This is a genomic window from Psychrobacter sp. C 20.9 (genome assembly GCF_001921765.1).
GTDB lineage: Bacteria > Pseudomonadota > Gammaproteobacteria > Pseudomonadales > Moraxellaceae > Psychrobacter > Psychrobacter piscatorii_B.
Genome location: NZ_MRYC01000003.1, coordinates 1 through 25044, shown reverse-complemented (window position 1 = coordinate 25044; position 25044 = coordinate 1). Strand labels below are relative to the sequence as shown.

Sequence of the window (25044 nt, the reverse complement as noted above, 5' to 3'; positions counted from 1 at the left end):
GCTAACCTTATACCAACACCCAGCATTGATTTTACTGGTATTTTTGGCAAAAAAAAGCTGGACTATATTAAGAGTCCAGCTTTTTATTTTCAAGCAATATATTTATCACTATCTAACTTAAAGCTCTTCAACACCCATCATATCGACTGGGGTATCAGCCACTATCTGCACGCCTTTCTTGCCAGTTTTAGCCGTATCATTACGTTGCTCTTGCAGATGGTCAAGATACGCTTCATTGATCTGGCCAGTAATGTAGCAGCCATTAAATACAGCACAATCAAACCCTTCGACTCTGCTGTGCTTGGTATCTTTTACGGCATCGATCAAATCATCTAGGTCTTGGAAGATCAAACGGTCAGCGCCAATGATCTCACGTACTTCCTCAACACTATTACCTGAAGCAATCAGCTCGGTACGCACTGGCATATCAATGCCGTATACGTTTGGAAACTTCACTGGTGGCGCAGCACTCGCAAAAAACACTTTATTAGCACCTGCATCACGTGCCATTTGAATGATCTCATGACACGTCGTACCACGAACGATTGAATCATCAACCAATAGTACGTTTTTGCCTTTAAACTCTAACGGCACCGCACTTAGCTTTTGACGAACGGATTTTTTGCGCTGCTGTTGACCTGGCATGATAAACGTACGACCGATATAGCGGTTTTTCATAAACCCTTCACGGTACTTGACGTTCATTTTTAGCGCCAGCTCCATCGCTGAGGTACGTGACGTATCTGGAATCGGAATGACCACGTCAATATCATGATCCTCGCCCCACTCTGCAAGAATTTTGTCAGCCAATTTTTCACCCATACGTAGGCGTGATTTGTATACCGAGATATTGTCCATAATAGAATCTGGACGGGCAAAGTAAACATACTCAAAGATACAAGGCGTATATTCTTTTGGCGCTACGCATTGATGCGTATGCAGCTTATGGTTCAAATCAATAAAAATAGCTTCGCCTGGTTTTACATCACGAACGATAGTGAAGCCAGAACCTGTCAATGCGACTGATTCAGAGGCGACCATATACTCGGTGCCGCCGTTTTCTGCCATACGCTTACCAAAGATAAGCGGACGGATACCGTTTGGATCGCGGAACGCTAGTAATCCATGACCAGTAATCAAGGCCACAACGCCATAAGCACCTTCACAGCGTCTATAGACGGCTTTTACCGCTTCAAAGATGTCATCAGCTGTTGGATGCGTCTTACCTAGATTTTGCATCTCATGTGCGAGTACGTTCAGTAGCACTTCAGAATCTGAATCGGTATTGAGGTGGCGACGATCTTCAATATACAAAGATTTGGCCAAACTCTCAGCATTGGTCAAGTTGCCATTATGCGCAAGCGTGATACCATAAGGTGAGTTAACATAAAATGGCTGGGCTTCAGCGCTACTAGAAGTGCCCGCTGTCGGATAACGAACGTGACCGATACCAAACTTACCAACCAATTTCATCATATGACGATTCATAAATACGTCACGTACCATACCGTTTTCTTTACGTAGGTAAAGTCGACCATCTTGCAAAGTAACAATACCTGCTGCATCTTGCCCGCGATGCTGCAGCATCGTTAAACCATCATAAAGTATCTGATTGACTGGCTCATGAGCTGCAACTCCAATGACTCCACACATATAGCTATATCCTATTTAACTCATACATTAGTACGACAATAACGGCAAAACTGCTGACAGTATGTGGCTAAAATCACGCACTGTCGTCCACCGCTAACCTGATGATTTTGCAAGAAACTTCATGATAATTTTTGATCATCTGTTTTCAATGATCAGTAACACATGCGAACGTTTAGAAGTATAAAAAGAATTAGAACAATAGAAAATTACGACTGATTGACTTGATCCCAAGCCATGCCCAACACATCTGATACCAATGCTTTCCCCATAGGTGCATAAGGTAGCAGCTCAGGGGCAAGGACTGAGGTTTGCCATTGCGGCATTTGTACTAGTAGTGGCGCAGTCACACTTAACACAACCAATACCATCAGTACATTTTTGGCAGCACCAAGCACCCCGCCCGCCATTTTATCGACCACACCCAGACGCAGTGTCTTGAGCACACCTGAGAATACAAAAGCCACCAAGTGCATAACCGCCAATATCACAATTACCACCAGCAAAAAGGCCATCGCCATTTGTAGCACTGGGCTTTGCACGATACCAGATAATTGAGGCGACACCGATCCTGCGAGCCGGGTCGCAGCGATAAGAGCGATAAACCAGCCTACTAAGCCCACAGCTGTTTTGATCAGGCCAACTTGAAAGCCGCGCCACAAACCAATCAAGACAACAATAGCAATCACAATATCTAGACCGCTCATATCTTGCGCCTCACCATTTTATTCACTTGACTAGCTTTCCATGGCATCATAATAACCACCGATTGCTTGAATACAAGACTGTACTAGCCCAGGTCCTCTATATATAAGACCTGTATAGAGCTGTACCATGTCTGCACCTGCTTCGATTTTTTTGACGGCTTTGGCACCACTATCGATACCGCCCACACCTATCAAAGCAACTTTACCATCTAGCTGATCAGAGAACTGTTGTAAAATCTGGGTACTAATGTGGCTCACCGGACGACCTGACAAGCCGCCCATTTGATCACCATCACGTAAGTCTTCGACACCCACGCGGCTCAGTGTCGTATTGGTTGCAATCAAACCGTCAATTTCAAAGTCTAATAATTGCTGTGAGATGTAGTCAACTTGCAGTGGCTCTAGATCAGGTGCAACCTTGAGCACCAATGGCACATAAAAACCATATTCGGTGGCTAGTTGACTGTGACGGTTTTTAATCGTATCCATCAGCTGGGTCAGGGCCTCACCACTTTGCAAGTCACGTAAGTTTTTGGTGTTTGGTGATGAGATATTGACCGTGATATATGAGGCATGTGGGTACACACGCTCTAAGCAATACACATAATCGTCTGCGGCTTGCTCTACCGGCGTGTCCGCATTTTTGCCGATATTGATACCGATATTGCCTTTGTATTTGCAGCGTTTGACATTATCGATCAGATAATCAACGCCTTCATTGTTAAAACCCATACGGTTGATGATGGCGTCTGCTTGCTTGATTCTAAACAGTCTTGGCCTATCGTTGCCTGCTTGCGGTCTTGGCGTGACCGTACCTACTTCTATAAAACCAAAACCCAGCTCAGCCAGCGCGTCAATATAGTCACCGTTTTTATCCAGTCCTGCTGCCAGACCCACTGGATTAGAGAACTGTAATCCCATACAGTCAGTAGGCTGCATTGACTGACCATACGCCAAACCTAAAACACGCGCTTTATGTGCTTTATCTAATAAAGATAGCGTCATCTCATGGGCGTGTTCGGGATCCATATTAAACAAAAAAGGACGAAGTAAGGCATAAGACATAGTGATGGCAAACCCTGCTCGAAAGAAATAGTGGATAAAGAATATGAATGAAATCAGGCGGAGCGATTATATCAGCTTAACAGAAACAAGCGCAAAGTTTCACACGGTAAATTTCTACATTTAACCCACCGTCAGCGCATACAAGCATTTATTAAATAGCCATAATAATTCACTGTCTTTTAAGCTCAACTGAATCAACAGCGAAAGACAACTAGTATATTATATCAAGGTACTGGGCGGCCGTCAGTGAGTGCAATCCAACCACGTATAATTCGATATAAATGCCAGATAAAGGTGAATGTCACAATCAACAGACCAAAGCCAGCCAGTAACGTCGAACCAATAGCGATATTGCCACTATCAGCTAGCATACTCACACCAAAACCACCTAAAGCAAAAGCTGTGATGACAATACCGATAATAAACCAAACGATACTGTACCAAAACGTTTTGATTTGCCAATCAAAATGCGTGGATAACCATGTATCATCAGCATCGTGGCGCTTGGCATAATTCATCACAATCGGCACGATCCACAGCAGACCAGCGGTAAAATAGCTAATCACATATAAGAAATAAGTGATGTGATTGTAAATGGTTAAAGAACGGCGCTTATCGTTGCTCATACTGTCACTCATTGGTTTGCGTTGTCCTTGCTGGTCAGTAATCTTGTCTGCTGAAAGCTATGCTCATCAGTATCGTTATGAAGAAAGTGCTTTACGCTAAATATCTATCGTTAGCAGTGGCTAATAAACATTTAATGGTGACAGATAAAAGGCTTTTCAATGACATCTAACTCAAAATGCCATTTGAAAAGCGAGTTACTAATAAATTGGATTGGAACATATCATGTTCTGTTACTCATATTCTACTATTAAGCCCATACCTGCCACTAAACAGTATCGAGTTATAAAGTGACAGTGGCTTGCACTTGGATAGATTTATTCGTTAGGTCTTGCTGCATGGATAACTGCGTGAACTGCCAACCTTGCTGCTCTAACTTGCCAAGAGCGGTACTTACGACAGCTTGACTGGGGTGGATAAAGCTTAACTGCACCGAATCACCAGCCGCAACGACCTGAGCATCTGTAATTCCTGTGGTATTTAGCAGCGCACTAATGCGATTGGCAGGCGGCATGTCAGCCTCTCCATTAGCGTTATTGCCAGCACTTAATGCATTACTATCGATATTACCTGCTTGCGCCCGCAACCAAAAATAATCAGCCACTTGTTCCTGATAATCATTTTCGCTCTCTTTTGCCGCTTGATGAATGCTATAACCACCATAACCGCCGATAAATACCAACAAAAATACGGATAATATAGCTAACGCTAGCTGATCGCGTGGCGGTAATGCTTGCCAGCGCGTTGATAGCATATTTTGGTAACTGCTCATACGCTCAGAGAATGCGTGCGCCTTAGTATTGGTTGCAGAGACAGCTGCACTGCGTTTGGTACGGCGCTGTAATCGTTTCATGTTTTGACCTTTTCTTACCAATACTCTGATGAATTATGATGCTGCTGGAGTGTTCGCCGTATCGCTGTTTTCCACCACATCCACAGTGACCTGAGCACTAAATTGACCTTGATCATTACTACTCACTTGCGCAAGCTTGGCATTCAAACCTTGCGCTACTAGCGTGCTCGTGAATTGATCCAAACTGCCACGATCAGGTGCAATGAGCGTAAAACTGAGTGCGGATGGTTGCATCACGAGTGTCTGCGCACGCAATGAAGACTGCTTGATTAAAGGGGATATCTTTGACAGCGCTGCCATATGTGATGCAGGTGCTTGGCTGTCGCTAAGCAGTTTTGGTTGTAACTGTACTTGGAGCTTGGTTCGAGTGCTGAGGGGCTCATCAGCGAACCAAGATTGATACTGCGTTGCTATTTCAGTCTTGGTGGCAGCTGTTGCCTTATTATACTTGTACCACTGCACGCCATCAGTTGCCATCTGTAGTACTAAAGCCGATAACGCAACCATCATTGCCACCCGTAAATATGGTGATAACTGTGAGTCGGTTGATTTGATAAAAAAGTTCAGCGCATGACGTTCTGGGTTATCAATGGGCGCTGGTGTCGTAGGCAAGGTCGTTAATAACAGCTGGTGATCAGCGATCAGCGCTTTAGTTTGCGCCATAGAACTGGTAGTCGCTGATGTTGCTGGGATATCAATGATACCCATACTATCCACTTCATTAGTGGCTGAATCACTGATAGCAAGGCTATTGGCTTCAATAGAAGTCAGCAACATCACTTCGCTTAAATGCGGAAAGCGCTCAAAGATCAACGGCAAATAGCTGACAGCCATACCTTGGCGCAATGATTGGCGCAATAGCAGAGTCTGCTCGTCTTGATATAATGTCACTTGCTGACCTGCACCTTCTTCTGGCGGTGGCAGTAATAAGAAGTCTGGCAGTAGTGCCACTATATTCATACCCACGAGCTGAGCACTTTGCTGCCATGCCTCAATATCGCTTTGTGCCAATGCGTACAGCTGCGTCGTATCAGCATGGCTCAACTGACGAATAACCAATTGCTCAACTGGCGTTAGGGAGGTTTCTTCAAACAAATACTGCTTACCACTATTGCCCAGCTGCTTGAGCTGAGCATTATTAAGCGCTGTGTCTACTTGCAATACATGACTTGAGGGGAAATATAAACAAATTGCCTTTTGGCCATTCGATTTATGATGACCATAGAGAGTTTGTAACTGTTGCCAACCATCAACCGTCTGCCATTGCTGTACATCTTCGCGCCAGACAGCTAGCGGGCTATGCTGCGCTCGTAACCAAACATGTAACACTAAACGTGTCCTCGATTATTGCTGCGGTTATAAAAGTACTGTGATGAAGCAGTGCTACTATTTAGAAAGGATTGAGTCATTTTATCTGCTGAGCCAGTCGCTTAATTAGCATGATTGCCTCACTCTGAATTCATCCTATCTAAGAAATGGCTAAGTCAGCCTAGTATGGTTGATCAGGTACAAAACGATCCACTTCAGTGGCCATCCCAGTCATAACAAACTCCATTTCAAACACTCTGGCTTCTGCCAAAGAGAATGACTCAGGATAATCACCAGTCAACAAGCCTGCGATATAAGCGACGATTGACATATGACAAACAACGACCAGACATTCTGCATCAATATTCGCAATATCAATTAAAGCCTCACGGGCATCATCAGAGGGCGTGATATTATCTTGTACTGTTGAAAGTACGTTTGGCATTCGTGACTGGAATGCAGCCAGCGTCTGCTGCGCCCTATCATAAGGACTGACGATAAAACAATCTGGATGATAGTGTGTGGTCACATACTCTGCCGTCTGTGCCGCTTGCTGTTGCCCAAAGTCAGTCAGCTGACGCGCACTATCCGGACGCGTCTCATCTTCGGCTTGACCATGACGTACTAATATAATTTTCATAACCTTCCTTGGTGCGCGGAGTTAGCACTGTCTCTCAATAGTACCTTTTAATAAAATATCTTACTTATCAGCATCGCTATTTTTACTTTTGGCGTCGTCTTTGGTATTGTCTTTAGCGCTGTTACTTGAGTTTTTCATATGAGCGGTAAGCGCAGCATTGCTATGATCATGCGCCATCACAAACTCAACATCACTACGGAAACCCGCTTCCATCAAATGTAGTGCCACGCCTAATGCTGCTTTATCTTCATAAATGACCGCATAGAGCGCATGGGTGATAGGCATATAGATGCCCGCTTTAGTGGCTTTTTCGTGGACTTGCTGAATCGTATTGACCCCTTCAGCAGTTTGACCCAGTTTTTTGACTGCAGCATCAATACTCATGCCGCGACCGAGCATATTACCAATACGATAGTTGCGGCTTAACTCTGAGCTACAAGTGGCATATAAATCCCCCACTCCTGACAAACCTAAAAAGGTTAGCGGATTGGCCCCCTCTTCAACACCGAAACGACTCATTTCTGCCAAGGCACGAGTAAGGATCATTGCTTTGGTATTTTCACCCACTTCATAAGCAGCTGCCATACCCATGGCGATGGCATAGATGTTTTTGAGCGCGCCGCCAAGCTCGACACCGCGTACATCATCACTCGCGAACACTCTAAAGAAGGCACTGTGTAAGGCCGCTTGTACCGCATGACGCAATGGCTCAGACTCACTTGCAATCACCGTGGCAGACGGCATGTTTTTCATGATTTCTATGGCAAGGTTTGGCCCTGACATAACACCGAAATTCACTTCAGGCAACACTTCTTTAATAATGTCGCTCATCATGGCAAAGGTATCTTTCTCCATCCCTTTGGTCAACGATACGATAGACTGCCCACTGATCAAAGGCGCAATGTTTTTTACCGTTTCGCGAAAAGCCAATCCCGGCACGGCGATAAAGATAATATCCTTGTCTTTGACGGTAGCCGCCAAATCATGACTGTATTTCAAACGGTCATCAAGCTTGTAGCCAGGCAGATATTTTTTATTGGTTTGAGTTTTTGCCATCGCTTTTACCGTACGTTTATTACGTACCCACAGCGTAGCATCACAGCCATTACGTGCAGCCAAATTTGCCATTGCCGTACCAAAGCTACCACCACCTAAAAACGCCAAACGCAGCTTGGTAGGGTTGCTGTGAATCTCTGCCATGTCTTTTGCGACTGCTGACTCAACTGGACTGCGCGTTGATTTTTTACGGCCGATGCCTGACTTACTTGCACGCTCTAAGATACTTGCCAGCATACCACTTTGTTTTTCAGACGCTTTATTCATCGTCTCATCATCAGCGCTGTTATTATCTTGATTGCTATCGTTAGGACTTGTCATGTTCTTTTATCCATGTTGACTGACTTATTCTCAATAGGAGCTACTGTTCCCAGATATCTCCGATACTCGGGCTCGCGGTCTTTTTGAGGTAATAATTTTACCAAGAGACAGCACTGAGTCAAATTACGACTCGAAGCGTACTAACGGCTCGATATCAATAGGTTTGCGTTTGGACTCATCTTTTGGACTAGTACCAGTATAAACAAAAGCGGTCACATAATCATCTAGACCCACATCAAAATAAGCTTTTACCGCAGGCTCATTACATAACAGCCCAGTACGCCACACCGTACTAAATCCCTGAGCTTTGAGTGCCAGTATCAAATTTTGCACAGCAGCACCTGCACTTAGCATTTGCTCAAAAGGTGGCACTTTTTTATGTTCTTGCATTTGCGTCACGACCGTTATGATAACAGGCGCTCGGAGCGGCATGGTATGGGTTTTTTTGATGGTTTTCTCAGACAGCTCTTCGCCCTCTTTGAGCGCTTTTTCTTTTGCTGCGGCTACCAAAGCATTACCTAACTCGTGACGTGCCTCCCCTTGGGTCACAATAAAGCGCCATGGACGCAGTTTTTTGTGATCGGGCGCTGTCGCTGCACACCCAATAGCAGACTCGATTTGATCCCGCGTTGGCGCTGGTGTATCCAAATTGCCCATGCTGCGTCTTGAATTAATCCAACCAATCAGCTCTTCACTGCTAGCTGAGACATCATTTGTGGCTACATTTTTAACGGGCAGTTTATTGTCCTGTGGCGCTTGGTTATTTTCATCTGTTGTCGTCATTGTCTGTCCTTACTTATTATTATTTATTTCTTTTTACGAACTACTTTTAAATCTGATACTTGTCATTGAAAATACTAAGCACCGAATGCTAAAAAACATTTAAGCTGTAGCAATGCCATTTTAAAAAACATCCACTACGCAGCATCTTCGACACGGTGATCCATGCGTAGATAATCTTCTGACTGCATCTCAAGCAAGCGTGAGCGGGTACGCTCAATCTCAAACGCTAGCTTTTCCCCTTGATACAAGTCCAAAATCGATTGCTCTGCGCGTACCAACAGTTTTACACGGCGATCATAAAACTCATCGACCAGATAAATAAAACGGCGCGTTGGATCACGCAAATCATCATCTAAAGCGGGTACTGAATCAACTAATACCGTGCTGAATTGTTTTGCAAGTTCAATAAAATCAGATGCCGAGCGCGGTGCCATGCAAAGATGTCGAAAATCGCAAAACAAGATATCTTCGGTACGCGCGTTGATTGGGATCTCGCGGCCATTGATAGTAATCGGGTCATTGCTGATTTTTTGATTATTAGACAAGCTGGCAAAGCGGTTGGCGAGCCAGTGATGGTTGGCTTTGGTCATTGGTGATTCGTACAACTCTGCTTGCTGAAGCACGCGCAGACGATAATCAACACCGGAGTCGATATTCATTACTGTCGTATGGCTCTCAACCTCTGCAATGGCTGGTAGAAAACGGTCGCGGTGCAAACCATCTTTGTATAAACCAGACGGCTCAATATTTGAGGTGGCAACCAAAGTGATACCGCGATTAAACAGCATGGTAAACAAATCACCCAAAATCATCGCATCAGAGACGTTAGACACAAAAAACTCATCAAAACAGATAACGACCGCTTCTTTATAAATAATGTCAGCAACTTTTTCGAGTGGATCACTCTCGCCTTGAAGCTTATTCAACTCCTGATGAACACGCTGCATAAAATGATGGAAATGCAGACGCATTTTGCGCTCAATGGTCAATGAATCATAAAACATATCCATCATCCACGTCTTGCCGCGACCGACACCGCCCCACATATATAATCCAGTTGGCGCGGCAGGCTTAGATTTTAAAAACCCAAAGAATCCTTTCTTTTGCGATGCGCTATTGATGAGCTGATGGTATATCTCATCAAGATAGCTCATGGCCTGAAATTGCTGCTCATCCCGAGTAAACTCATCGGTACTGACGGCTTTCTCGTAACGTTGCAATGGAGATAAACTCATAATACGACTCATCGTTGGATTAAATAAATATCAAAATATTGGAGTGGCTAAGTGCTACCCTAAAACATGAATTAGCGGTTAAGGTTAAAACTACGTATTACTATGCGTTTCTAATAACTTTTTGAGCTCTGATAAGCGACCGTGAAAAAAGTGACCAGCGCCATCGACGACGCTTACTGCAACTCCTAAGCGATCTGCAAATGCCTGCATATTTTCAGGCGCGATTACTTCGTCCGCATTACCATAAATCTCAAAGGTTTTATCAGCGGGTAAAGCGATATCAGTACTGTCGTTTTTTTCAACTGAGGGTGCGATAAGCGCGATTTTTGACACGTCAAAATCATCCAACCCCCATATATGCGCGGCTTCAAGCACTTGCTCAGCTACGCGGGCAGTGACATAACCACCAAAAGAAAAACCGCCCAGCCATAGCTTTCGGGCATTGGTTTGTTCAGCTATCCATTGTAGCACGGTCATTGCATCGACCACTTCACCTTCCGCATAATCATGCTCGCCTGTCGATTGGCCAACACCGCGAAAATTAAAGCGCACCACATGCATACCATTGTCACGGGCAAAGCGGTACATAGTCGTGACCACTTTATTGTTCATTGTCCCATCGAACAACGGATTGGGATGACACAGCAGCGCGACGGTATCTGTATTTGGGTCGTTAGGATTGTCATTTTGCCATAGTGCGTCGACCTCGAGCACACCAGCAGGAGCAGGAATCAATTGCATAGTATTACTTATTAATAAAAATGAATGGCTCAATTATCCTAGATATGATTTTTATTTCAAGTGATTTGCTGTGTACGGGTGCGACTTGTTTTATTTTAGGCCAAAATGGACTCGTAGCAGTTGAGCATATTGCTTGTTTCGATACGCTTTGTTTACGACAGATTGGATAAGCAATACTGCGGTAATACCGCACACAATAAGCGTCTAGACAGGTAATATCTAGATACGCTACATTCATGAAGCTTTGCCTATCGCTAAGACGTTCTGTTTATATACATTAGGAATTACTTATGAATACCTTTAATAAAACTGCCAGTTTGACGGCAACGTTAGTGGCGGCACTTGCTTTGAGCGCCTGTCAAAGCACGCCATCATCACCAGTGATTCAACGTGCCAACTCTATTTATGAAACCACGGGAATCGCTGATACCAAAGTCAAAGCGCAGCAAAATGCAATTGATAGTGCGCAAAAAACCTGTCGAAGCAAACAAGTCATTATCGTTGATGACAATGTCAAATATAATGGTATCTTAAATGAACGTACTGGCCGTATGGTTGGGCAAGTGGGTTCCGTGGTTGGCTCAATCTTTGGCACGGGCACGCCAGATTTGTCACGCAATGATGATTATGAGTACAAGATCAATTTTCGTTGCCAGTAACTCTCTATCAGTAACTCTCTAAATGAGCGACGCCATTTGCGTTTCTCTAGCATCACCTGACATACTGTGATTTATGAAATAGCCAACAAGCCGCGATATGGATGATATATCAATCAAAGCTTGTTGGCTTTGCTTTTTGTGCGCGCCCTTTTGGGTTAAACTATCCGCTATCGTATTCAGCAAATCCTCATCAGTCTTTATATTTTCATTATCTTTGGTCTTATATCATGCGCAAACCTAACCTTTCAAATATCAAACAGGCCAAAGTACTCGCACCTGCCAAAGATTTGGCCACTCTAGAGGCCGAGCTCGCTGAGCAAGAAGACCATTTAGAGGATACGGTCCTACGCCTGAGTGATTACTTATCCGCGGTTGAAATGGTCATCAAACAGACCTTTGACCACCGGGTATGGGTCAAAGCTGAAATCCGTAACCTGTCGAGCAAAGGTGGTCACTATTACTTTGAATTGGCAGAAAAAGACGATGATGGCAAAGTGGTCGCCAGCTGCCGCGGCAACCTTTGGCGCTTTAAAGCGGCTCGTGTATTAGCTAAGTTTGAGCGCGCAACGGGTATGCCGCTTGAGCGTGACTTGACCGTACTCCTTAAAGTATCGGCAGGATTCCATGCCCAGTATGGCTTTTCAATCACGATTGAGGATATCGATCCCAGCTATACCCTAGGCGACTTGGCACGGCAGTATGCAGAAATGGTTGATCGCTTAACAGGCGAAGGGCTATTACACCTCAATCAGCAGCTGCCTACCCCTTTTGATATCGAGCATGTGCTGGTCATCGCGCCTGAAAAGGCGGCTGGATTGGGTGACTTTCAAGCAGATGCGGATCGCTTAGCCAGTACAGGTGCTTGTCATTTCCACTACCATAATGCGACTTTTCAGGGCAATCATGCGCCCGCTGAGATACGCCAAGCCATCGTTAGTGCTCAGCAGCAGTTTTATGAAATTTATCAGCGTTTGCCTGATTTATTGGTCATTATTCGCGGCGGCGGTGCGGTTGGTGATTTGGCTTATCTTAATGATTATGAGCTGGCAGCGTTGGTTGCTGAGCAGCCTGTGCCTGTCTGGGTGGGTATCGGTCATGAGCGTGACAAAGTTATTTTAGATGAAGTGGCGCACACCAGCTTTGATACGCCCTCAAAAGTGATTGCCGCTATCCATAGCCATTTAGCCCAGCTCGTCACTCAGACACTACAATATCAAGCGCAAATCAAGCAAGCCGCTCAGCGCCAACTCAATACCGCCGAGCAACAGACCACGCGCCAGTTGAGCCAAATACAATCGCAAACTATTGGGCAACTCACCGCTCTGCGAAAAGACAGTGATTATGCGTGGCGCAGCATTCAACAAAGTGCCCAGCGTCAAGTAAAGCAAGCCGCTAGACTGACGGCTGAGCGATATACACAAACGCAAACCTTGGCACGTCAACAACTGACGAAAGCCGCGACCAATAGCAAAACTCATCAAGAATCGATTATGCAAAACGTGCAGCAGCAAGTCATACAAGCACAGCGTGATAGCGAACATCTACGTGATATTGTGCTATTACATCGCCCGTCTCGCGTGCTCAAACAAGGCTATGCCATGCTCACGGATGCCAAAAACAACCAAACGCTCACGACCAGCACCCAACTGTCTCCTGAGCAAACTGTCAATATCATTTTAAAAGATGGCAATGCAAAAGCGCAGATTATCGATGTCAATATCGACAAGAAAGCGACTGAAACCTCAGACATGCCCATTTAATCATATAATAATATCTAACAACTACTTATCTACTTACCTTTAACAATTAGGAAATTTTATGACCACCCCTACTCGCAGACGCAAAAAAGCCGCCCCAAAAACCTTTAAGGCAGCTTACGATATTTTAAAAACCAATGCGGCCGAATTACAGCAACAAGACGAGCCTGATATTGATAATCTGATGACCACGGTTGAAGAATCTATTGCGGCTTATCGCGTTTGCGAAACCCGCATCAATGCTGTACAGCAAGCATTGGATGCGGCCTTCGCCGAAGAAAAACCTACTAGTAGCACGGATAGTTAGTTTATTCAGGCTCATCAACTTCAAAGACTTGGCGTAGATAGGCAAGATACGTGTCATTATTGATCATGGTCTTGCCTGGGCTATCAGACAGCTTGGCCACTGGCTGACCATTGCACTCTACTAATTTGAGCACGATATTAATCGGTGTGATGCCCATGTCATTGGTCAAATTGGTGCCAATGCCAAAGCTGGTTCTAATACGATTTTTGAAGTATTGATGTAGCTCCCAAGCCTTTTCTAAATCCAGCCCATCACTGAAAGTCAAAATCTTTGTCTTTGGATCTATTTTCAGCTTTTCATAATGTGCCACTGCCTTATCACCCCAGATGTAAGGGTCGCCACTATCGTGACGCAGCCCATCGAAGAGCTTGGCAAAATACAAATCAAAGTCGCGCAAGAACGCATCCATACCAACCACGTCTGTCAATGCAATACCCAAATCGCCCCGATACTCATGTACCCATGCTTCAAGCGCGGCCTTTTGTGAATCACGCAAACGCACATCTAATGCCTGAAATGCCTGCATAAACTCATGTGCCATCGTGCCTATCGGTGTCATGCCGAGCTGTTTTGCCAGATATACATTGGATGTGCCGCCCACGATTTTTGGCTCAGCCTTGTGTAGTGTCTCCACCACATGCGCCTGCCAGCGTTTACTAAAGCGTCGACGCGTTCCAAAATCAGCGACGATAAACGGCGGCGTATTACGATCTTCTTTTTTCTGCTCTGCCGCATATTGATGCAGCAATGCCACTTTTTCATCAAGGCGGCGCTGTCCTTCTACAATCACGCTATCGTCAGATAACGCATTGAAATATAGCTCATTGACGATAGCCAATACAAACACCTCAAAGAACATTGCCTGAATCATCGGCCCTTCGATGTCGATAGACAAGCGACCTTTCTCATCGATACTGACGGTAATAAAGCGGCGCTTTAGCTTAAATAGCTCAAGATAATCAACAAAGTCTGAGCGCATAAAGCGCAAACCACGTAGGTAGTCCAGCTCATCTGGCAAAAAGCGCAGTTCACACAGGCTGTCTAGTTGCTGCTCTAGATCTTTTTTGATATTGGCGAGTGGATAAGCGGTGTCTTTATTATTGCGGCAGCGAAAACGGTAGACCCCATGCGTCTGCGGAAATTGATGCAACATGGCTTGCAACATCGTAAATTTGTACAAATCATTATCAAGCAGTGAGGTAATAATGGGTGAATAAGTAGCAGTCATGCTATGGCCTTAAAAGTGCAGAAATGAGAAACAAACGTCACCGAATCAACCAAGCGACCTTATGTCTGAATAATAAATAACATCTGGATAATAGACGCCCATAAAGTATGCGTCATCCATAAACCATCCAGTATAACGAAGTTTGGTATTGATGTCAGAGTTCGCATGAGATTGCAGCAAAATTCGTACAACTAGCGAAAATGATCATCGAATATCTAACAGTACATGGTACAAAAAAGACGCTAAGAGTGAACTTAACGTCTTTTTTATTTATTCAAAGGTGGCAATAAAACGACTATGATTTCACCAGTTTTACCAATGGTGCATAGCCCGATTGCGGCATCACATCGACTGGGATGAACTGTAGCGCCCCGCCATTGATACAATAACGCAGCCCGCCACGGTCTTTTGGACCATCAGGAAATACATGACCCAGATGTGAATCTGCTACGCGCGAGCGCACCTCAGTACGTACCATATTGAATGCCGTATCTTGATGCTGAGTAATCACTTGCATATCAATAGGCTTGGTAAAGCTGGGCCAGCCGCATCCTGACTGGTATTTGTCTGTCGACAAAAACAACGGCTCACCACTGACTACGTCGACATAAATACCAGGCGCAAATAAATCATCATATTCATGACTAAAGGCGCGCTCCGTCCCAGCCTCTTGCGTGATATTGTATTGCGCTTTGGTCAACGTATTCTTTAGCGCATCTTTGTCAAATTTAGCATAGCGCTTGGGATCTAACGTCTCAGCGACCGTATTAGCTGGTGCAAGTTTGGTGCGAGCTGCCCCTTCAGGCTTATCATCAGCAAGACTCAAATCAATATGACAATAGCCATTTGGATTTTTTGCCAGATAATCCTGATGATACATCTCAGCTAAATAAAAATTATCTAAGGGCTCATTTTCGACCACGACTTTTTGCTCATATTTGCTTTGTACACGCTTGAGCGCAGCATCAATCACCGCTTTGTCTTCTTTGTCAGTGTAATACACACCTGAGCGATACTGCACACCGCGATCATTGCCTTGCTTGTTCAGACTCGTTGGATCAACCACTCGGAAATAGTATTTTAAGATGGTATCGAGGTCTGTTTTGTCGGCATCATAGGTAACTTTTACGGTTTCTACATGCCCTGAGCCACGAATGACTTGCTCGTAGCTTGGATTGGCTGTATCGCCATTGGCGTAACCTGATACGGCATCGATGACGCCATCAACGCGCTCCATATAAGCTTCAACGCCCCAAAAACAGCCCCCTGCAAGGTAGATTGAGCGGGTGTTGATTGGTTTGCCGGTCTCATTGTAATACACGCCATCTTTTTGCTTGATGGTTTCGATTTTATTGTTATCTGATGCTTGTGCATTGGCAGGTTTAGCGTTACCTGCTTTGAGCTCAGCGAAGCCATTATCTGCATTTTCGGCAAGTGCGTAGGCTTGCTCTGCTGATATATTACCTTTTACCAAGTGTACTAGATTGCCATTTTTATCAAGGATAGCCCAGCTTGGATAAACTTGCACGCCAAGCTTATTGATAAGTTCACCTGAAGGGTCAGTCAAGACAGGCAAGTTTGGGTAGTCAGCTTGTACGCCTGCATACCAAGTACTAAACTCACCATCAGCTTTTTCATTCAGGTGACCGGGGCTGGCGACTGTCAACACGTTTAAGCCTGAAAATTTAGGATCAGTGCGCCATGTCTCAGTCTCCTTTAACGTTCCCAAGCATAACGGGCACCAACTCGCCCAAAATTTTACCAAGGTTGGCTTATTAGGATCAATCACTGCCGCACCTGTGTCGCCTAAGCCGCTCGTTAGCTGCGGCAATGCTTGCATTTGTTTGAGCATGTCGGAAGGCAACATGTCACGAGAGCTTGTGACACCAGTATTTTGACTACCTGATTTGGTACTACTGCTTGCGCTGCTTTCTGCATTACTCATCTGGCCACAGGCGACTAATATGCCTGCACTTAGCACTGTTGTCATGCTAAAGGCGCTAACATTTTTTAGCCAGCTTGGTGAGCGAGGTTTCTTAATTTCTTCATGATTACTATTTTTTTGATTGTTTTTATATGACATGACATGTCCTTGTTACGAATGGTGCGAGTTTTGGCAACCATGAGCGATAAATAGCTCAAAATTCTATTATGAGGGAACTCAAGTTAAAGAGATAAGACTTTGAAAAATGGTGGAGAGACAGTGATTCTGATTGTTGAGACGCATTAGTTCATCTTAATAGTATACAACGCTACTGGAGCCTGCTTTAATAGTAAGCTGTTGATAGCTACACTTATTTAACAGGGTAGTAAGAGTGCTGATAGAGAAGTGTCTGACACCCTCATCAGTACCAATTAAGCTTTGGCACGCATAAATTGCTCGACATAGTCATCAGCAGGATTGTGTCTTAAGTCGCTTGGTGTTCCTGTCTGTACTAAGCGTCCGCCATTTAAAATACTGATGCGCTGACCGACTTTAACTGCCTCGTCGATATCATGGGTGATAAAAACGATGGTTTTGTTCAGGCGCTCTTGTAGTTCTAATAATTGATCTTGCAACTGCGCGCGAATAAGCGGATCAAGCGCAGAGAATGCCTCATCCATCAATAAGATGGGATTGTCCGTTGCTAGCGCACGAGCCAGCCCAACACGCTGCTGCATCCCGCCTGATAGCTCGTCGGGATAACTGTGCTCTAGGTTGGTCAGCCCCACTTCATTGAGCCAATAACGCGCGATCTCATGACGCTCGCTCACACTCATCTTACGGACACGCAGACCATAAGCGACGTTTTGAATCACCGTCATGTGCGGAACTAAGCCGAAATGCTGAAAAACCATGCTGACTGTCTGCTGGCGGTAGTGCTGCAATTGTTTATCATTAAGTTCTAAAATATTGATAGCGTTAGATGAGCTTTCGTCTACTGGCGCAGTGTTTGCCTGAGTATTATCCTTGGCGTGCGTTTTGGTATTGACCGTCGTGTTAACCCATATCTCCCCGCTGGTTGGATCAATCAAGCGATTGAGATGACGTATCAAGGTCGACTTGCCAGAGCCTGACAACCCCATGATGCAATGTAGCTCGCCTGCTTTGATATTCAAGTTGATATCGTAGAGCCCCACCGAGTAGCCGGTTTGTTCTTTAACTGCAACGCTATCCATACCCTCAGCCAGTAACGCCATTGCAGACTGGGCTTGCGTGCTATTGGCATTATAGATTTTACTGATATTTTTTAGCTGGATATGATTCATCGTGACTCTCGCTATTTGCTTGATTTTTTATGCTGGCTTTACTCATTGACTATTGGACAAGTTTCTACCCAATCGGACGCCTGCCTGCTTTGATCGTTTTTTGACGAGCACGCTTTCCTTGACCAAAGGCTTGAGTAATGCGGTCAATGATAATGGCAACGATAACGATCGCCGTACCTGCTTGTAAGCCTTGCCCGATATTAAGCGTTTGGATAGATTGCAATACATCTTCACCAAGGCCTGGGGCACCAATCATCGACGCCAGTACCACCATGGCAAGCGACATCATCACCGCTTGGTTAATACCAGCCATGATACTAGGCAACGCCTGTGGCAGTTTAATCCAAATGAGTAGCTGTAAATGCGTACTACCAAAAGAGCGTCCTGCTTCGACCATTTCATGATTAACTTGCGTAATGCCCAACGTTGTCAGGCGAATCAGTGGTGGCAGCGCATAAATAACCGTTGCAAAAAGTGCAGGCACTTTACCAATACCAAACAGCATCAGTACCGGTATGAGATACACAAAGCTTGGCATCGTCTGCATCACATCGAGTACTGGCGTCACAATCTTGCGCAGCAGCTTGCTACCCGACATGGCAATACCGATAGGAATACCAATCACTACTGTAACGAGCACCGATACGATAAGCAGAGCCAAGGTGTCAATCAGTGCTCCCCATAACCCAAAAGCACCAATCAAAAACAGCCCCGCGCCGCATGCCAACGCAAACCAAATCTTGCGTACACCAAACCACGCCAGTACAGCCACCAAGGCGATAATCAGCCAAGGCGGAATAATCGTTAATAATCGCTCAATGGGTAAGAGCAAGTACGTAAGTGTCACCGTGCTAATAGTGCGAAATACGTCTCCGTAGTTTTGGACGACGCTTGATAAGGCATTGTTGAGCGGGGTCTCAAGCGACCATGAAGGGAAGCTAGATGAAAGTGCTGACTGATCACTACGAGAGGCAGCTGTATCAGCAGTGATAGCAGCACCGTTTAAGCTAATGCCGAGCTTAGTCGCAAGATTGGTAGCAGCTTCCTCAGACAACCAACCGCGCCAAACGTCTGGGTTATCACGCAAAAATACCAACGCCTGCTCATCGCCACTACGTTTATTTTCACTCATCTCCAAGATAGCGCCGTTCAGCTCATCAGGCGTAAACTGTATCTTTTTGAAGACTTCTGCCAGCTCAGGGTTAGATTCGATAAATGGAGTAGATACAGCAATACCTAGCGGCGATACGGGAAAACCAGACACGCAATCAGATGTACCGTCAGCGAGTAATAGGTCTTGCCAGCAGGCATCTTTGTGATCTGGGAACTCCAAAGCAGCAAAGTCATACTTTGCCATTAGGCCCGTAGGCTGCCAGTAGTAAAACAATAGCGGCTTGTGCTGCTCAAAAGCAGAGGCGATTTCAGCATCGAGCGCAGCGCCCGTACCGGGATGAGCATTGTTAAAAATACTATCAAGCCCCGTATTTTTTAACAGACGCGTATTAAAAATCTCACAGGTCCAGCCAGAAGGACAGTTCATAAAGCGAGATTTGCTCGGATCTTCAGGGTCTTTGAATAGATCAGCATATTTGGGCAAGTCTTGATAACGACGTAGCCCTGGGTTTTCTTCTAATACATATTTTGGGACATACCACCCTTGGGTTGCGCCGCCTTTGAGTGTATCGCCAATGACAGCCACTTTGTTCTGCTCGATGGCATCTTCCATGATTGGTGAGCGTCCAATCCACTGCTCACCGATGATCTGAATATCGTTTTGAGACAATGCGGTCTCAAGCGCAGGTCCTGCCCCTGGCACTTCTTCTACCGTACAACCGTAACCCTCTTCAGTAATGTACTTAAGCACCCCAGAGGTAAACTGTCCGCTCTCCCACGTCAGTGCGCCAAACTTGATCGGTGACTCACAAGCTGCGGATGCTGATAAAGGCAGCAACAACGCGCTCATACACAGTAAGCTTAATGCAATCCATTGGCGCATGTTCTGTCCTATTTATCTTTTTGTACTGGCATGAAAGAAGTATCACAACCACAGAGCATCACGATGTCATATTGACTCACAACATCTATGAATCATTCACTGTTGTTTAGACTTACTACAAAGTGTAGCGACTTATAGGAGTAATAACAAATGCTTATTTGTCGATTGCTGAAATGATTGAACCTCAGACCATGCAGATATAAACGCTATCATTGATAAATCTTTTCCCAATGCTAACCCTTAATTTTTTAGACAAAAAAATAGCACCTATTTTGATAGATGCCATAGATATAGGTATCGAATGAAGAGAGTTCAAAATCAATTTTTGAATAACTCCCATAGAGCAATTATTTCAAAAACAATGCCATCGCCTTTTTAAACAGTCCACCATAAGGCGGCAATAAGAAATTGAGACCATTTAGCTTGGTCTGTACAAAGATAGGTTTCATATGGCTCAAGCGCTCAAAGCCTGCTTTGCCATGGTATGCGCCTGTACCAGAGTCACCGACCCCACCAAACGGTAAGTCATGCTGGGCGACATGCATGATCACTTCATTGATACATAGACCACCAGAGACGGTATGATTGCGCACATTTTCGATATAGCTGTGGTTGTCGCTAAAGACATATAGCGCTAATGGACGTGGACGCGCGTTGACGAAAGAAATCGCATCATCCAATGTCTCATAATGCACCAATGGCAAAATCGGAGCAAAAATCTCGTTTTGCATCAGATCGCTATCAGGCGCAGGCTCGCTCACAATCACAGGTGGCATTAGACGGGTTTCGATATTGGGCTCAACTGCAGTCAGTGCGTGTATCTCAACACCTGTTAGCGCGTCTAGGTAACCCTTGACCCGTTTAAACTGCTCACCATTGATAATGCGTGAATAGTCTGGATTGTTTTCGATATTGGGATAGTGCTTGGCCATCCACTCTTTTGCCAAATGAATAAACTGGTCATGATATTGACGTTGAACCAATACATAATCTGGGGCAATACAAGTCTGACCTGCATTTAGTGTTTTACCCATCATGACACGGTTGACCACCGACTCTAGATTGGCATCATCCAATACAATCACTGGTGACTTACCACCCAGCTCAAGGGTCACTGGTGTCAAGTTAGGCGCAGCGGCAGCCATTACCTTTTTGCCTACAGCAGTCGAACCCGTGTATAGCAAGTGGTCAAATGGTAACTCACTAAAGGCAGCAGCAATATCAACCTCGCCCAGTACCACACAGATCATATCTGGCGAAAAATAACGAGAAATGGCATCAGCAAATGTCTGAGCAAACTGCGGCGCAGCTTCGCTCATTTTGACCATGATTCGGTTGCCCGCGGTGATTGCATCAATCATCGGACCAATTGCCAAAAATAAAGGATAATTCCAAGGCACCATGATACCGACCACCCCCAATGGCTGCGGCTGAATCTCGTTGTGAGCGGGCATATATAGAGGTGAAATAGGCGCACGATACGTTTTCATCCATTTTTTGCCGTGCTTTTTGGCATGACTAATACCAGTGAAGCTCGGGAACAGCTCGGCAAACTGAGTCTCTGATTGGCTACGATATCCAAAGTCTGCGCTGATTGCTTTTGCAAAGCTTTCTTGATTGTCGCTCAACATCACTTCTAAATTATCTAGCTGAGTCTCACGAGTGCCCCAGTCATTGATCGGCCGCGTACGGCTCAATGTTTGCAGGCGTGAGAATTGAGATTTCATCTCATCGATGGTTTTTGCGGTACTCAACGCTTCAGGCATACGCTGCAGCGCAAAACCTGCATCGGTTGGTGCCTGCTCATGGGCGTGTTGGTTGCTATCTGTCATTTATCTTCCTTGTCGTGCTCATATGATGTCACATGGTCACTATGTTTATTGAATTATGGTGTTACTTTGTTAGTCAGACGCGCGCATCCGTTATATGCCCTGACCGTACATTTTATTCGGTTTTGCTTATCAAACTTTAATGTAGCGCATTGACTGCGCAATGAACAGCTTCTTTGGTTGACTAGTGCGTCTGTACTAGTGTTGTCTACCTATCAGCTAACTCAATGATATATAAATATTTTTATGGATCCTTCATGACTTTTCACCCTTAGTATTTAACTGTCTTTTAGACTGCGTGATAGCATATAATCTTTGAGCGATACCTGCCAAAACTGCTACACTAGCCATCGGCATCCTCCGCCTTTACACTGGACAATCATAAGACAGACACGCTCATGCAAAACGACACACAACCGCTCAATGACATGCTGATCAGTAAATCTCTGTCAGCAGCCGATTATGTTCCCACTCTCGATGCCATGCTGTCACGTACTCTCGAACGTATCGATCTAAAAAAACAGCAAGGACTGCGCACGCCTGATGAGTTATGGATCGTTGATCACAACGATGTTTATACGCTTGGACAAGCAGGCAAAGAAGAACACATATTGCAGCGCACCGACACGCCTATCATCAAGACCGACCGCGGTGGTCAGGTAACTTGGCATGGTCACGGACAGCTGGTACTTTACTGGTTGTTTGACTTAAACAGTTTGGGCTGGAGTGTACGCCATCTGGTCTCCCATGCTGAACAAGCGATCGAAGACGTCGTTAATGACTGTCTGCATAGCTCGCCATCTAGTCGTGACAATATCAGTGCCCATGCCCGCCGTGATGCACCTGGCGTTTATATGTATTCTGACCCCACTGTAGCGGATGACAGTAGCAATGCTAATAGCCACTCGCTAGATGACCCATCTCCTGATAATAAGATTATGCTTGGAAAAATAGCGTCGTTGGGTTTCAAGATTAAGCATGGCTTTAGCTATCATGGTATCGCAATTAACTTAGACTGTGATTTGTCAGCATTTAATGCTATCAATCCTTGCGGTTATGCGGGGATGCAGATGTTGCGCTTGTCTGATTTTGTGGCAATGCAGACAGATTCGGAGCAAAAAGAGTCAGAAACACAAACGACTCAACAAATCAGCGACGCATTAAACTACAAGATAGTTACTCAAAAACTTATCGATAATATCGCCAAGCGTCATGCTGGACTGATTGAATTACGAGCAATAGCGCCAAAGTGAGTTTTGAGTCCATTTTTGCATAATCTTTTTTTGCATAATATCTTGCACGCTTAGACTTAAGCATTAAGAGAAAATTTAGACCAAACTTGTTATAATCGCACCCAGTACAAATCGGGTGCGGTAAAAATTTTGCAGTATCCCTAGCTAAATCAATCATTCAAACCTCTAAAACAAAAGCAAATTGGAGTATTTCATGGCAGATTTTAATAAAATTTTGGACGCAGGCGACGTAGACGGCGGTATCATCAACGTAGTAGTAGAGATCCCAGCTGGTAGCAGCCATAAAATTGAGTGGAATCGCGAATTGGCCGTATTTGAGCTTGATCGTATTGATCCACAGATTTTTGCTAAGCCATGTAACTATGGTTTCATCCCGCAAACGCTTGACGAAGATGGTGATGAGCTAGATGCATTGATTTTGACTGAGCAGCCACTACCGACTGGCATCTTTTTAAAGGCCAAAGTCATCGGTGTCATGAAGTTTGTTGATGATGGCGAAGTCGATGACAAAATCGTTGTCGTACCTGCTGACGACCGTGACACAGGTAATGCTTACAACAGCCTAGAAGACCTACCAAAGCAGTTAATCAACCAACTAGAGTTCCATTTCAGCCACTATAAAGACCTGAAAAAAGCGGGCACTACTGTGGTTGAATCTTGGGGTGATGTGAGCGAAGCCAAAGAAGTCATCAAAGAATCTATCCAACGCTGGAAAGACCTATAATTTATTAAAATTGGCATAAATGCTAATCATAGATAAATACCAAAATACCGCGATCGCAATGTGATCGCGGTATTTTTTTGCTTGAATATCGCTTGTGTAAAATGGTTATAATAAACCCTATTACTCATTCACACGCATACGCCGTAATAAGGACAGCCATGTTTAACCCCGACCCTAGCAAAAAGCCGGTCAATACCAAGTTGCCAAAAGACGTCATCATGATGGTCGAAAAAAACAACTTGGTAATGGCCATCAAAACGTTGGCGGCAGACGAAAACATCAGTATGGATGAAGCCAAAACTAGGATTGATGCCTATGAGACAGCACTAAAGGTAAAACAACAGCAAAAGCTCAATACCATCGCTAGCAAACAAGGTATCCCCAATCAGGCCATTAGCTTCGATAGAGAGCAAGAGATCGATGACGGGCCTGGACCATTGGTAAAAAATCGTGTCAAAACCACCAAGCAAAGCCAAGGATTTAAGAGCTTGCAAGATGGTGTCGATGGTCAGCTGAATGACTTGGGTTATAAGAAACCTTTGCTCCCTTATTGGCTAAAACGATTACTCGTCATCGCTGTCTTGATGATGGGTATATTTTGGATATTGTGGCGAGTGTTTGGTTAAGTAAAGTACTTGAGCGCGATACTTTTTATAGAACCGTTTATCGCTGATACTGTAGCCTGCGAGTATTGTTACTCACAGGCTGGACAATAGAAAAGCTTAACAAGGTCTGCTGGTTTCGCTAGTCTGTTATAAGTGGTTCCATGATAGCGGTCTGTTTTAAATGGTCTGTTAATAGGTTTGAAGGGTTAAATGGTTGGTTCCCTTGGGGTATAGCTTTTGAAACCATTTTTCTTTATATTGTCACTTAGACAGGCTGGGCATTTGATGTATAGTGTCATTTGCATTTCACTATTTATCAATTTCTCAGCCTGTTTTTTTCCAGCCTACTTTTTGAACCACCACCCGGATAAATGTAGCTATGAATAAAACAACTTTTAAAATATCGAAGATGGACTGCCCTTCGGAGGAAAACCTAATCCGAATGAAATTAGAG

Annotated in this window: 22 protein-coding genes and 1 pseudogene; 6 read left to right on the top strand and 17 right to left on the bottom strand. The window is 44.7% G+C overall.

Features of this window, described 5'->3' with window-relative positions:
• Positions 1-117 precede the first annotated feature (117 nt).
• The 11 genes from purF to BTW00_RS02575 form a co-directional block, all read right to left on the bottom strand.
• Complete coding sequence (gene purF / locus BTW00_RS02625) at positions 118-1653, bottom strand: amidophosphoribosyltransferase (RefSeq protein WP_058024985.1); 1536 nt, start codon at positions 1651-1653, stop codon at positions 118-120.
• Positions 1654-1859: 206 nt separating this feature from the next.
• Positions 1860-2357: a CvpA family protein gene (locus tag BTW00_RS02620; protein WP_075106103.1), complete on the bottom strand. Its 498-nt coding sequence runs from the start codon at positions 2355-2357 to the stop codon at positions 1860-1862.
• 30 nt (positions 2358-2387) lie between these two features.
• On the bottom strand, positions 2388-3422 hold the full coding sequence (locus tag BTW00_RS02615) for a quinone-dependent dihydroorotate dehydrogenase (protein WP_058024983.1): 1035 nt from the start codon (positions 3420-3422) through the stop codon (positions 2388-2390).
• A gap of 224 nt (positions 3423-3646) precedes the next feature.
• On the bottom strand, positions 3647-4048 hold the full coding sequence (locus BTW00_RS02610; protein WP_075106217.1) for a hypothetical protein: 402 nt from the start codon (positions 4046-4048) through the stop codon (positions 3647-3649).
• A gap of 281 nt (positions 4049-4329) precedes the next feature.
• Positions 4330-4899, bottom strand: a complete 570-nt coding sequence (gene gspM, locus BTW00_RS02605; protein WP_058024981.1) for a type II secretion system protein GspM — start codon at positions 4897-4899, stop codon at positions 4330-4332.
• Between the two features lie 33 nt (positions 4900-4932).
• Positions 4933-6228, bottom strand: a complete 1296-nt coding sequence (gspL, locus tag BTW00_RS02600; RefSeq protein WP_075106102.1) for a type II secretion system protein GspL — start codon at positions 6226-6228, stop codon at positions 4933-4935.
• A gap of 160 nt (positions 6229-6388) precedes the next feature.
• Complete coding sequence (locus BTW00_RS02595) at positions 6389-6847, bottom strand: histidine phosphatase family protein (protein ID WP_058024979.1); 459 nt, start codon at positions 6845-6847, stop codon at positions 6389-6391.
• A 60-nt stretch (positions 6848-6907) separates the two neighbouring features.
• A complete protein-coding gene (locus tag BTW00_RS02590; RefSeq protein WP_075106101.1) occupies positions 6908-8224 on the bottom strand; it encodes an NAD(P)H-dependent glycerol-3-phosphate dehydrogenase in 1317 nt (438 codons plus the stop codon).
• A 123-nt stretch (positions 8225-8347) separates the two neighbouring features.
• A complete protein-coding gene (locus tag BTW00_RS02585) occupies positions 8348-9007 on the bottom strand; it encodes a nitroreductase (RefSeq protein ID WP_075106100.1) in 660 nt (219 codons plus the stop codon).
• A 134-nt stretch (positions 9008-9141) separates the two neighbouring features.
• Positions 9142-10242, bottom strand: a complete 1101-nt coding sequence (gene zapE / locus BTW00_RS02580) for a cell division protein ZapE (protein ID WP_075106099.1) — start codon at positions 10240-10242, stop codon at positions 9142-9144.
• A 90-nt stretch (positions 10243-10332) separates the two neighbouring features.
• Positions 10333-10983: an alpha/beta hydrolase gene (locus BTW00_RS02575; RefSeq protein WP_075106098.1), complete on the bottom strand. Its 651-nt coding sequence runs from the start codon at positions 10981-10983 to the stop codon at positions 10333-10335.
• Positions 10984-11273: 290 nt separating this feature from the next.
• Between BTW00_RS02575 and BTW00_RS02570 the strand changes: the two genes are divergently transcribed.
• The 3 genes from BTW00_RS02570 to xseB all read left to right on the top strand — a co-directional run bounded on the left by BTW00_RS02570 (position 11274) and on the right by xseB (position 13706).
• Positions 11274-11642: a hypothetical protein gene (locus tag BTW00_RS02570; protein ID WP_075106097.1), complete on the top strand. Its 369-nt coding sequence runs from the start codon at positions 11274-11276 to the stop codon at positions 11640-11642.
• Between the two features lie 227 nt (positions 11643-11869).
• Positions 11870-13402 carry an exodeoxyribonuclease VII large subunit gene (xseA, locus tag BTW00_RS02565; RefSeq protein ID WP_075106216.1) on the top strand — a complete coding sequence of 511 codons (1533 nt, stop codon included), beginning with the start codon at positions 11870-11872 and terminating at the stop codon, positions 13400-13402.
• Positions 13403-13460: 58 nt separating this feature from the next.
• The gene (gene xseB, locus BTW00_RS02560; RefSeq protein ID WP_075106096.1) at positions 13461-13706 is read left to right on the top strand and encodes an exodeoxyribonuclease VII small subunit; all 246 of its coding nucleotides are present in this window, start codon (positions 13461-13463) and stop codon (positions 13704-13706) included.
• Between the two features lies 1 nt (position 13707).
• On the opposite strand, the gene pncB is transcribed toward xseB, so the two are convergent.
• The 5 genes from pncB to BTW00_RS02535 form a co-directional block, all read right to left on the bottom strand.
• Positions 13708-14934, bottom strand: a complete 1227-nt coding sequence (gene pncB, locus BTW00_RS02555; RefSeq protein ID WP_075106095.1) for a nicotinate phosphoribosyltransferase — start codon at positions 14932-14934, stop codon at positions 13708-13710.
• 295 nt (positions 14935-15229) lie between these two features.
• Entirely contained in the window at positions 15230-16975 is a 1746-nt protein-coding gene (gene msrAB, locus BTW00_RS02550) for a bifunctional peptide-methionine (S)-S-oxide reductase MsrA/peptide-methionine (R)-S-oxide reductase MsrB (protein ID WP_371915055.1), read from the bottom strand.
• Between the two features lie 314 nt (positions 16976-17289).
• The gene (locus BTW00_RS02545) at positions 17290-18183 is read right to left on the bottom strand and encodes an ATP-binding cassette domain-containing protein (RefSeq protein WP_075106093.1); all 894 of its coding nucleotides are present in this window, start codon (positions 18181-18183) and stop codon (positions 17290-17292) included.
• Between the two features lie 64 nt (positions 18184-18247).
• Positions 18248-20179 carry a glycine betaine ABC transporter substrate-binding protein gene (locus tag BTW00_RS02540; protein WP_178379239.1) on the bottom strand — a complete coding sequence of 644 codons (1932 nt, stop codon included), beginning with the start codon at positions 20177-20179 and terminating at the stop codon, positions 18248-18250.
• A gap of 347 nt (positions 20180-20526) precedes the next feature.
• On the bottom strand, positions 20527-22011 hold the full coding sequence (locus BTW00_RS02535; RefSeq protein ID WP_075106092.1) for a coniferyl aldehyde dehydrogenase: 1485 nt from the start codon (positions 22009-22011) through the stop codon (positions 20527-20529).
• A 395-nt stretch (positions 22012-22406) separates the two neighbouring features.
• Between BTW00_RS02535 and lipB the strand changes: the two genes are divergently transcribed.
• The 3 genes from lipB to BTW00_RS02520 all read left to right on the top strand — a co-directional run bounded on the left by lipB (position 22407) and on the right by BTW00_RS02520 (position 24611).
• On the top strand, positions 22407-23261 hold the full coding sequence (lipB, locus tag BTW00_RS02530; protein ID WP_075106091.1) for a lipoyl(octanoyl) transferase LipB: 855 nt from the start codon (positions 22407-22409) through the stop codon (positions 23259-23261).
• A 193-nt stretch (positions 23262-23454) separates the two neighbouring features.
• Complete coding sequence (locus BTW00_RS02525) at positions 23455-23985, top strand: inorganic diphosphatase (RefSeq protein ID WP_075106090.1); 531 nt, start codon at positions 23455-23457, stop codon at positions 23983-23985.
• 158 nt (positions 23986-24143) lie between these two features.
• Positions 24144-24611, top strand: a complete 468-nt coding sequence (locus BTW00_RS02520) for a hypothetical protein (protein ID WP_075106089.1) — start codon at positions 24144-24146, stop codon at positions 24609-24611.
• A 209-nt stretch (positions 24612-24820) separates the two neighbouring features.
• Here the strand turns inward: BTW00_RS02520 and BTW00_RS13900 are convergent.
• Positions 24821-24895 (bottom strand): annotated as a pseudogene (locus BTW00_RS13900) (IS1 family transposase); the annotation flags it as partial.
• Positions 24896-25044: the final 149 nt, after the last annotated feature.

What these genes read in the sequence shown, in the direction of transcription:
- zapE (WP_075106099.1), bottom strand. Translation starts at nt 10,242, where the DNA reads ATGAGTTTATCTCCATTGCAACGTTACGAGAAAGCCGTCAGTACCGAT.
- xseB (WP_075106096.1), top strand. Translation starts at nt 13,461, where the DNA reads ATGACCACCCCTACTCGCAGACGCAAAAAAGCCGCCCCAAAAACCTTT.
- gspM (WP_058024981.1), bottom strand. Translation starts at nt 4,899, where the DNA reads ATGAAACGATTACAGCGCCGTACCAAACGCAGTGCAGCTGTCTCTGCA.
- BTW00_RS02595 (WP_058024979.1), bottom strand. Translation starts at nt 6,847, where the DNA reads ATGAAAATTATATTAGTACGTCATGGTCAAGCCGAAGATGAGACGCGT.
- xseA (WP_075106216.1), top strand. Translation starts at nt 11,870, where the DNA reads ATGCGCAAACCTAACCTTTCAAATATCAAACAGGCCAAAGTACTCGCA.
- BTW00_RS02620 (WP_075106103.1), bottom strand. Translation starts at nt 2,357, where the DNA reads ATGAGCGGTCTAGATATTGTGATTGCTATTGTTGTCTTGATTGGTTTG.
- purF (WP_058024985.1), bottom strand. Translation starts at nt 1,653, where the DNA reads ATGTGTGGAGTCATTGGAGTTGCAGCTCATGAGCCAGTCAATCAGATA.
- BTW00_RS02590 (WP_075106101.1), bottom strand. Translation starts at nt 8,224, where the DNA reads ATGACAAGTCCTAACGATAGCAATCAAGATAATAACAGCGCTGATGAT.
- BTW00_RS02585 (WP_075106100.1), bottom strand. Translation starts at nt 9,007, where the DNA reads ATGACGACAACAGATGAAAATAACCAAGCGCCACAGGACAATAAACTG.
- BTW00_RS02575 (WP_075106098.1), bottom strand. Translation starts at nt 10,983, where the DNA reads ATGCAATTGATTCCTGCTCCTGCTGGTGTGCTCGAGGTCGACGCACTA.
- lipB (WP_075106091.1), top strand. Translation starts at nt 22,407, where the DNA reads ATGCAAAACGACACACAACCGCTCAATGACATGCTGATCAGTAAATCT.
- BTW00_RS02540 (WP_178379239.1), bottom strand. Translation starts at nt 20,179, where the DNA reads ATGCGCCAATGGATTGCATTAAGCTTACTGTGTATGAGCGCGTTGTTG.
- BTW00_RS02535 (WP_075106092.1), bottom strand. Translation starts at nt 22,011, where the DNA reads ATGACAGATAGCAACCAACACGCCCATGAGCAGGCACCAACCGATGCA.
- BTW00_RS02520 (WP_075106089.1), top strand. Translation starts at nt 24,144, where the DNA reads ATGTTTAACCCCGACCCTAGCAAAAAGCCGGTCAATACCAAGTTGCCA.
- BTW00_RS02615 (WP_058024983.1), bottom strand. Translation starts at nt 3,422, where the DNA reads ATGTCTTATGCCTTACTTCGTCCTTTTTTGTTTAATATGGATCCCGAA.
- pncB (WP_075106095.1), bottom strand. Translation starts at nt 14,934, where the DNA reads ATGACTGCTACTTATTCACCCATTATTACCTCACTGCTTGATAATGAT.
- BTW00_RS02610 (WP_075106217.1), bottom strand. Translation starts at nt 4,048, where the DNA reads ATGAGCAACGATAAGCGCCGTTCTTTAACCATTTACAATCACATCACT.
- BTW00_RS02525 (WP_075106090.1), top strand. Translation starts at nt 23,455, where the DNA reads ATGGCAGATTTTAATAAAATTTTGGACGCAGGCGACGTAGACGGCGGT.
- BTW00_RS02570 (WP_075106097.1), top strand. Translation starts at nt 11,274, where the DNA reads ATGAATACCTTTAATAAAACTGCCAGTTTGACGGCAACGTTAGTGGCG.
- BTW00_RS02545 (WP_075106093.1), bottom strand. Translation starts at nt 18,183, where the DNA reads ATGAATCATATCCAGCTAAAAAATATCAGTAAAATCTATAATGCCAAT.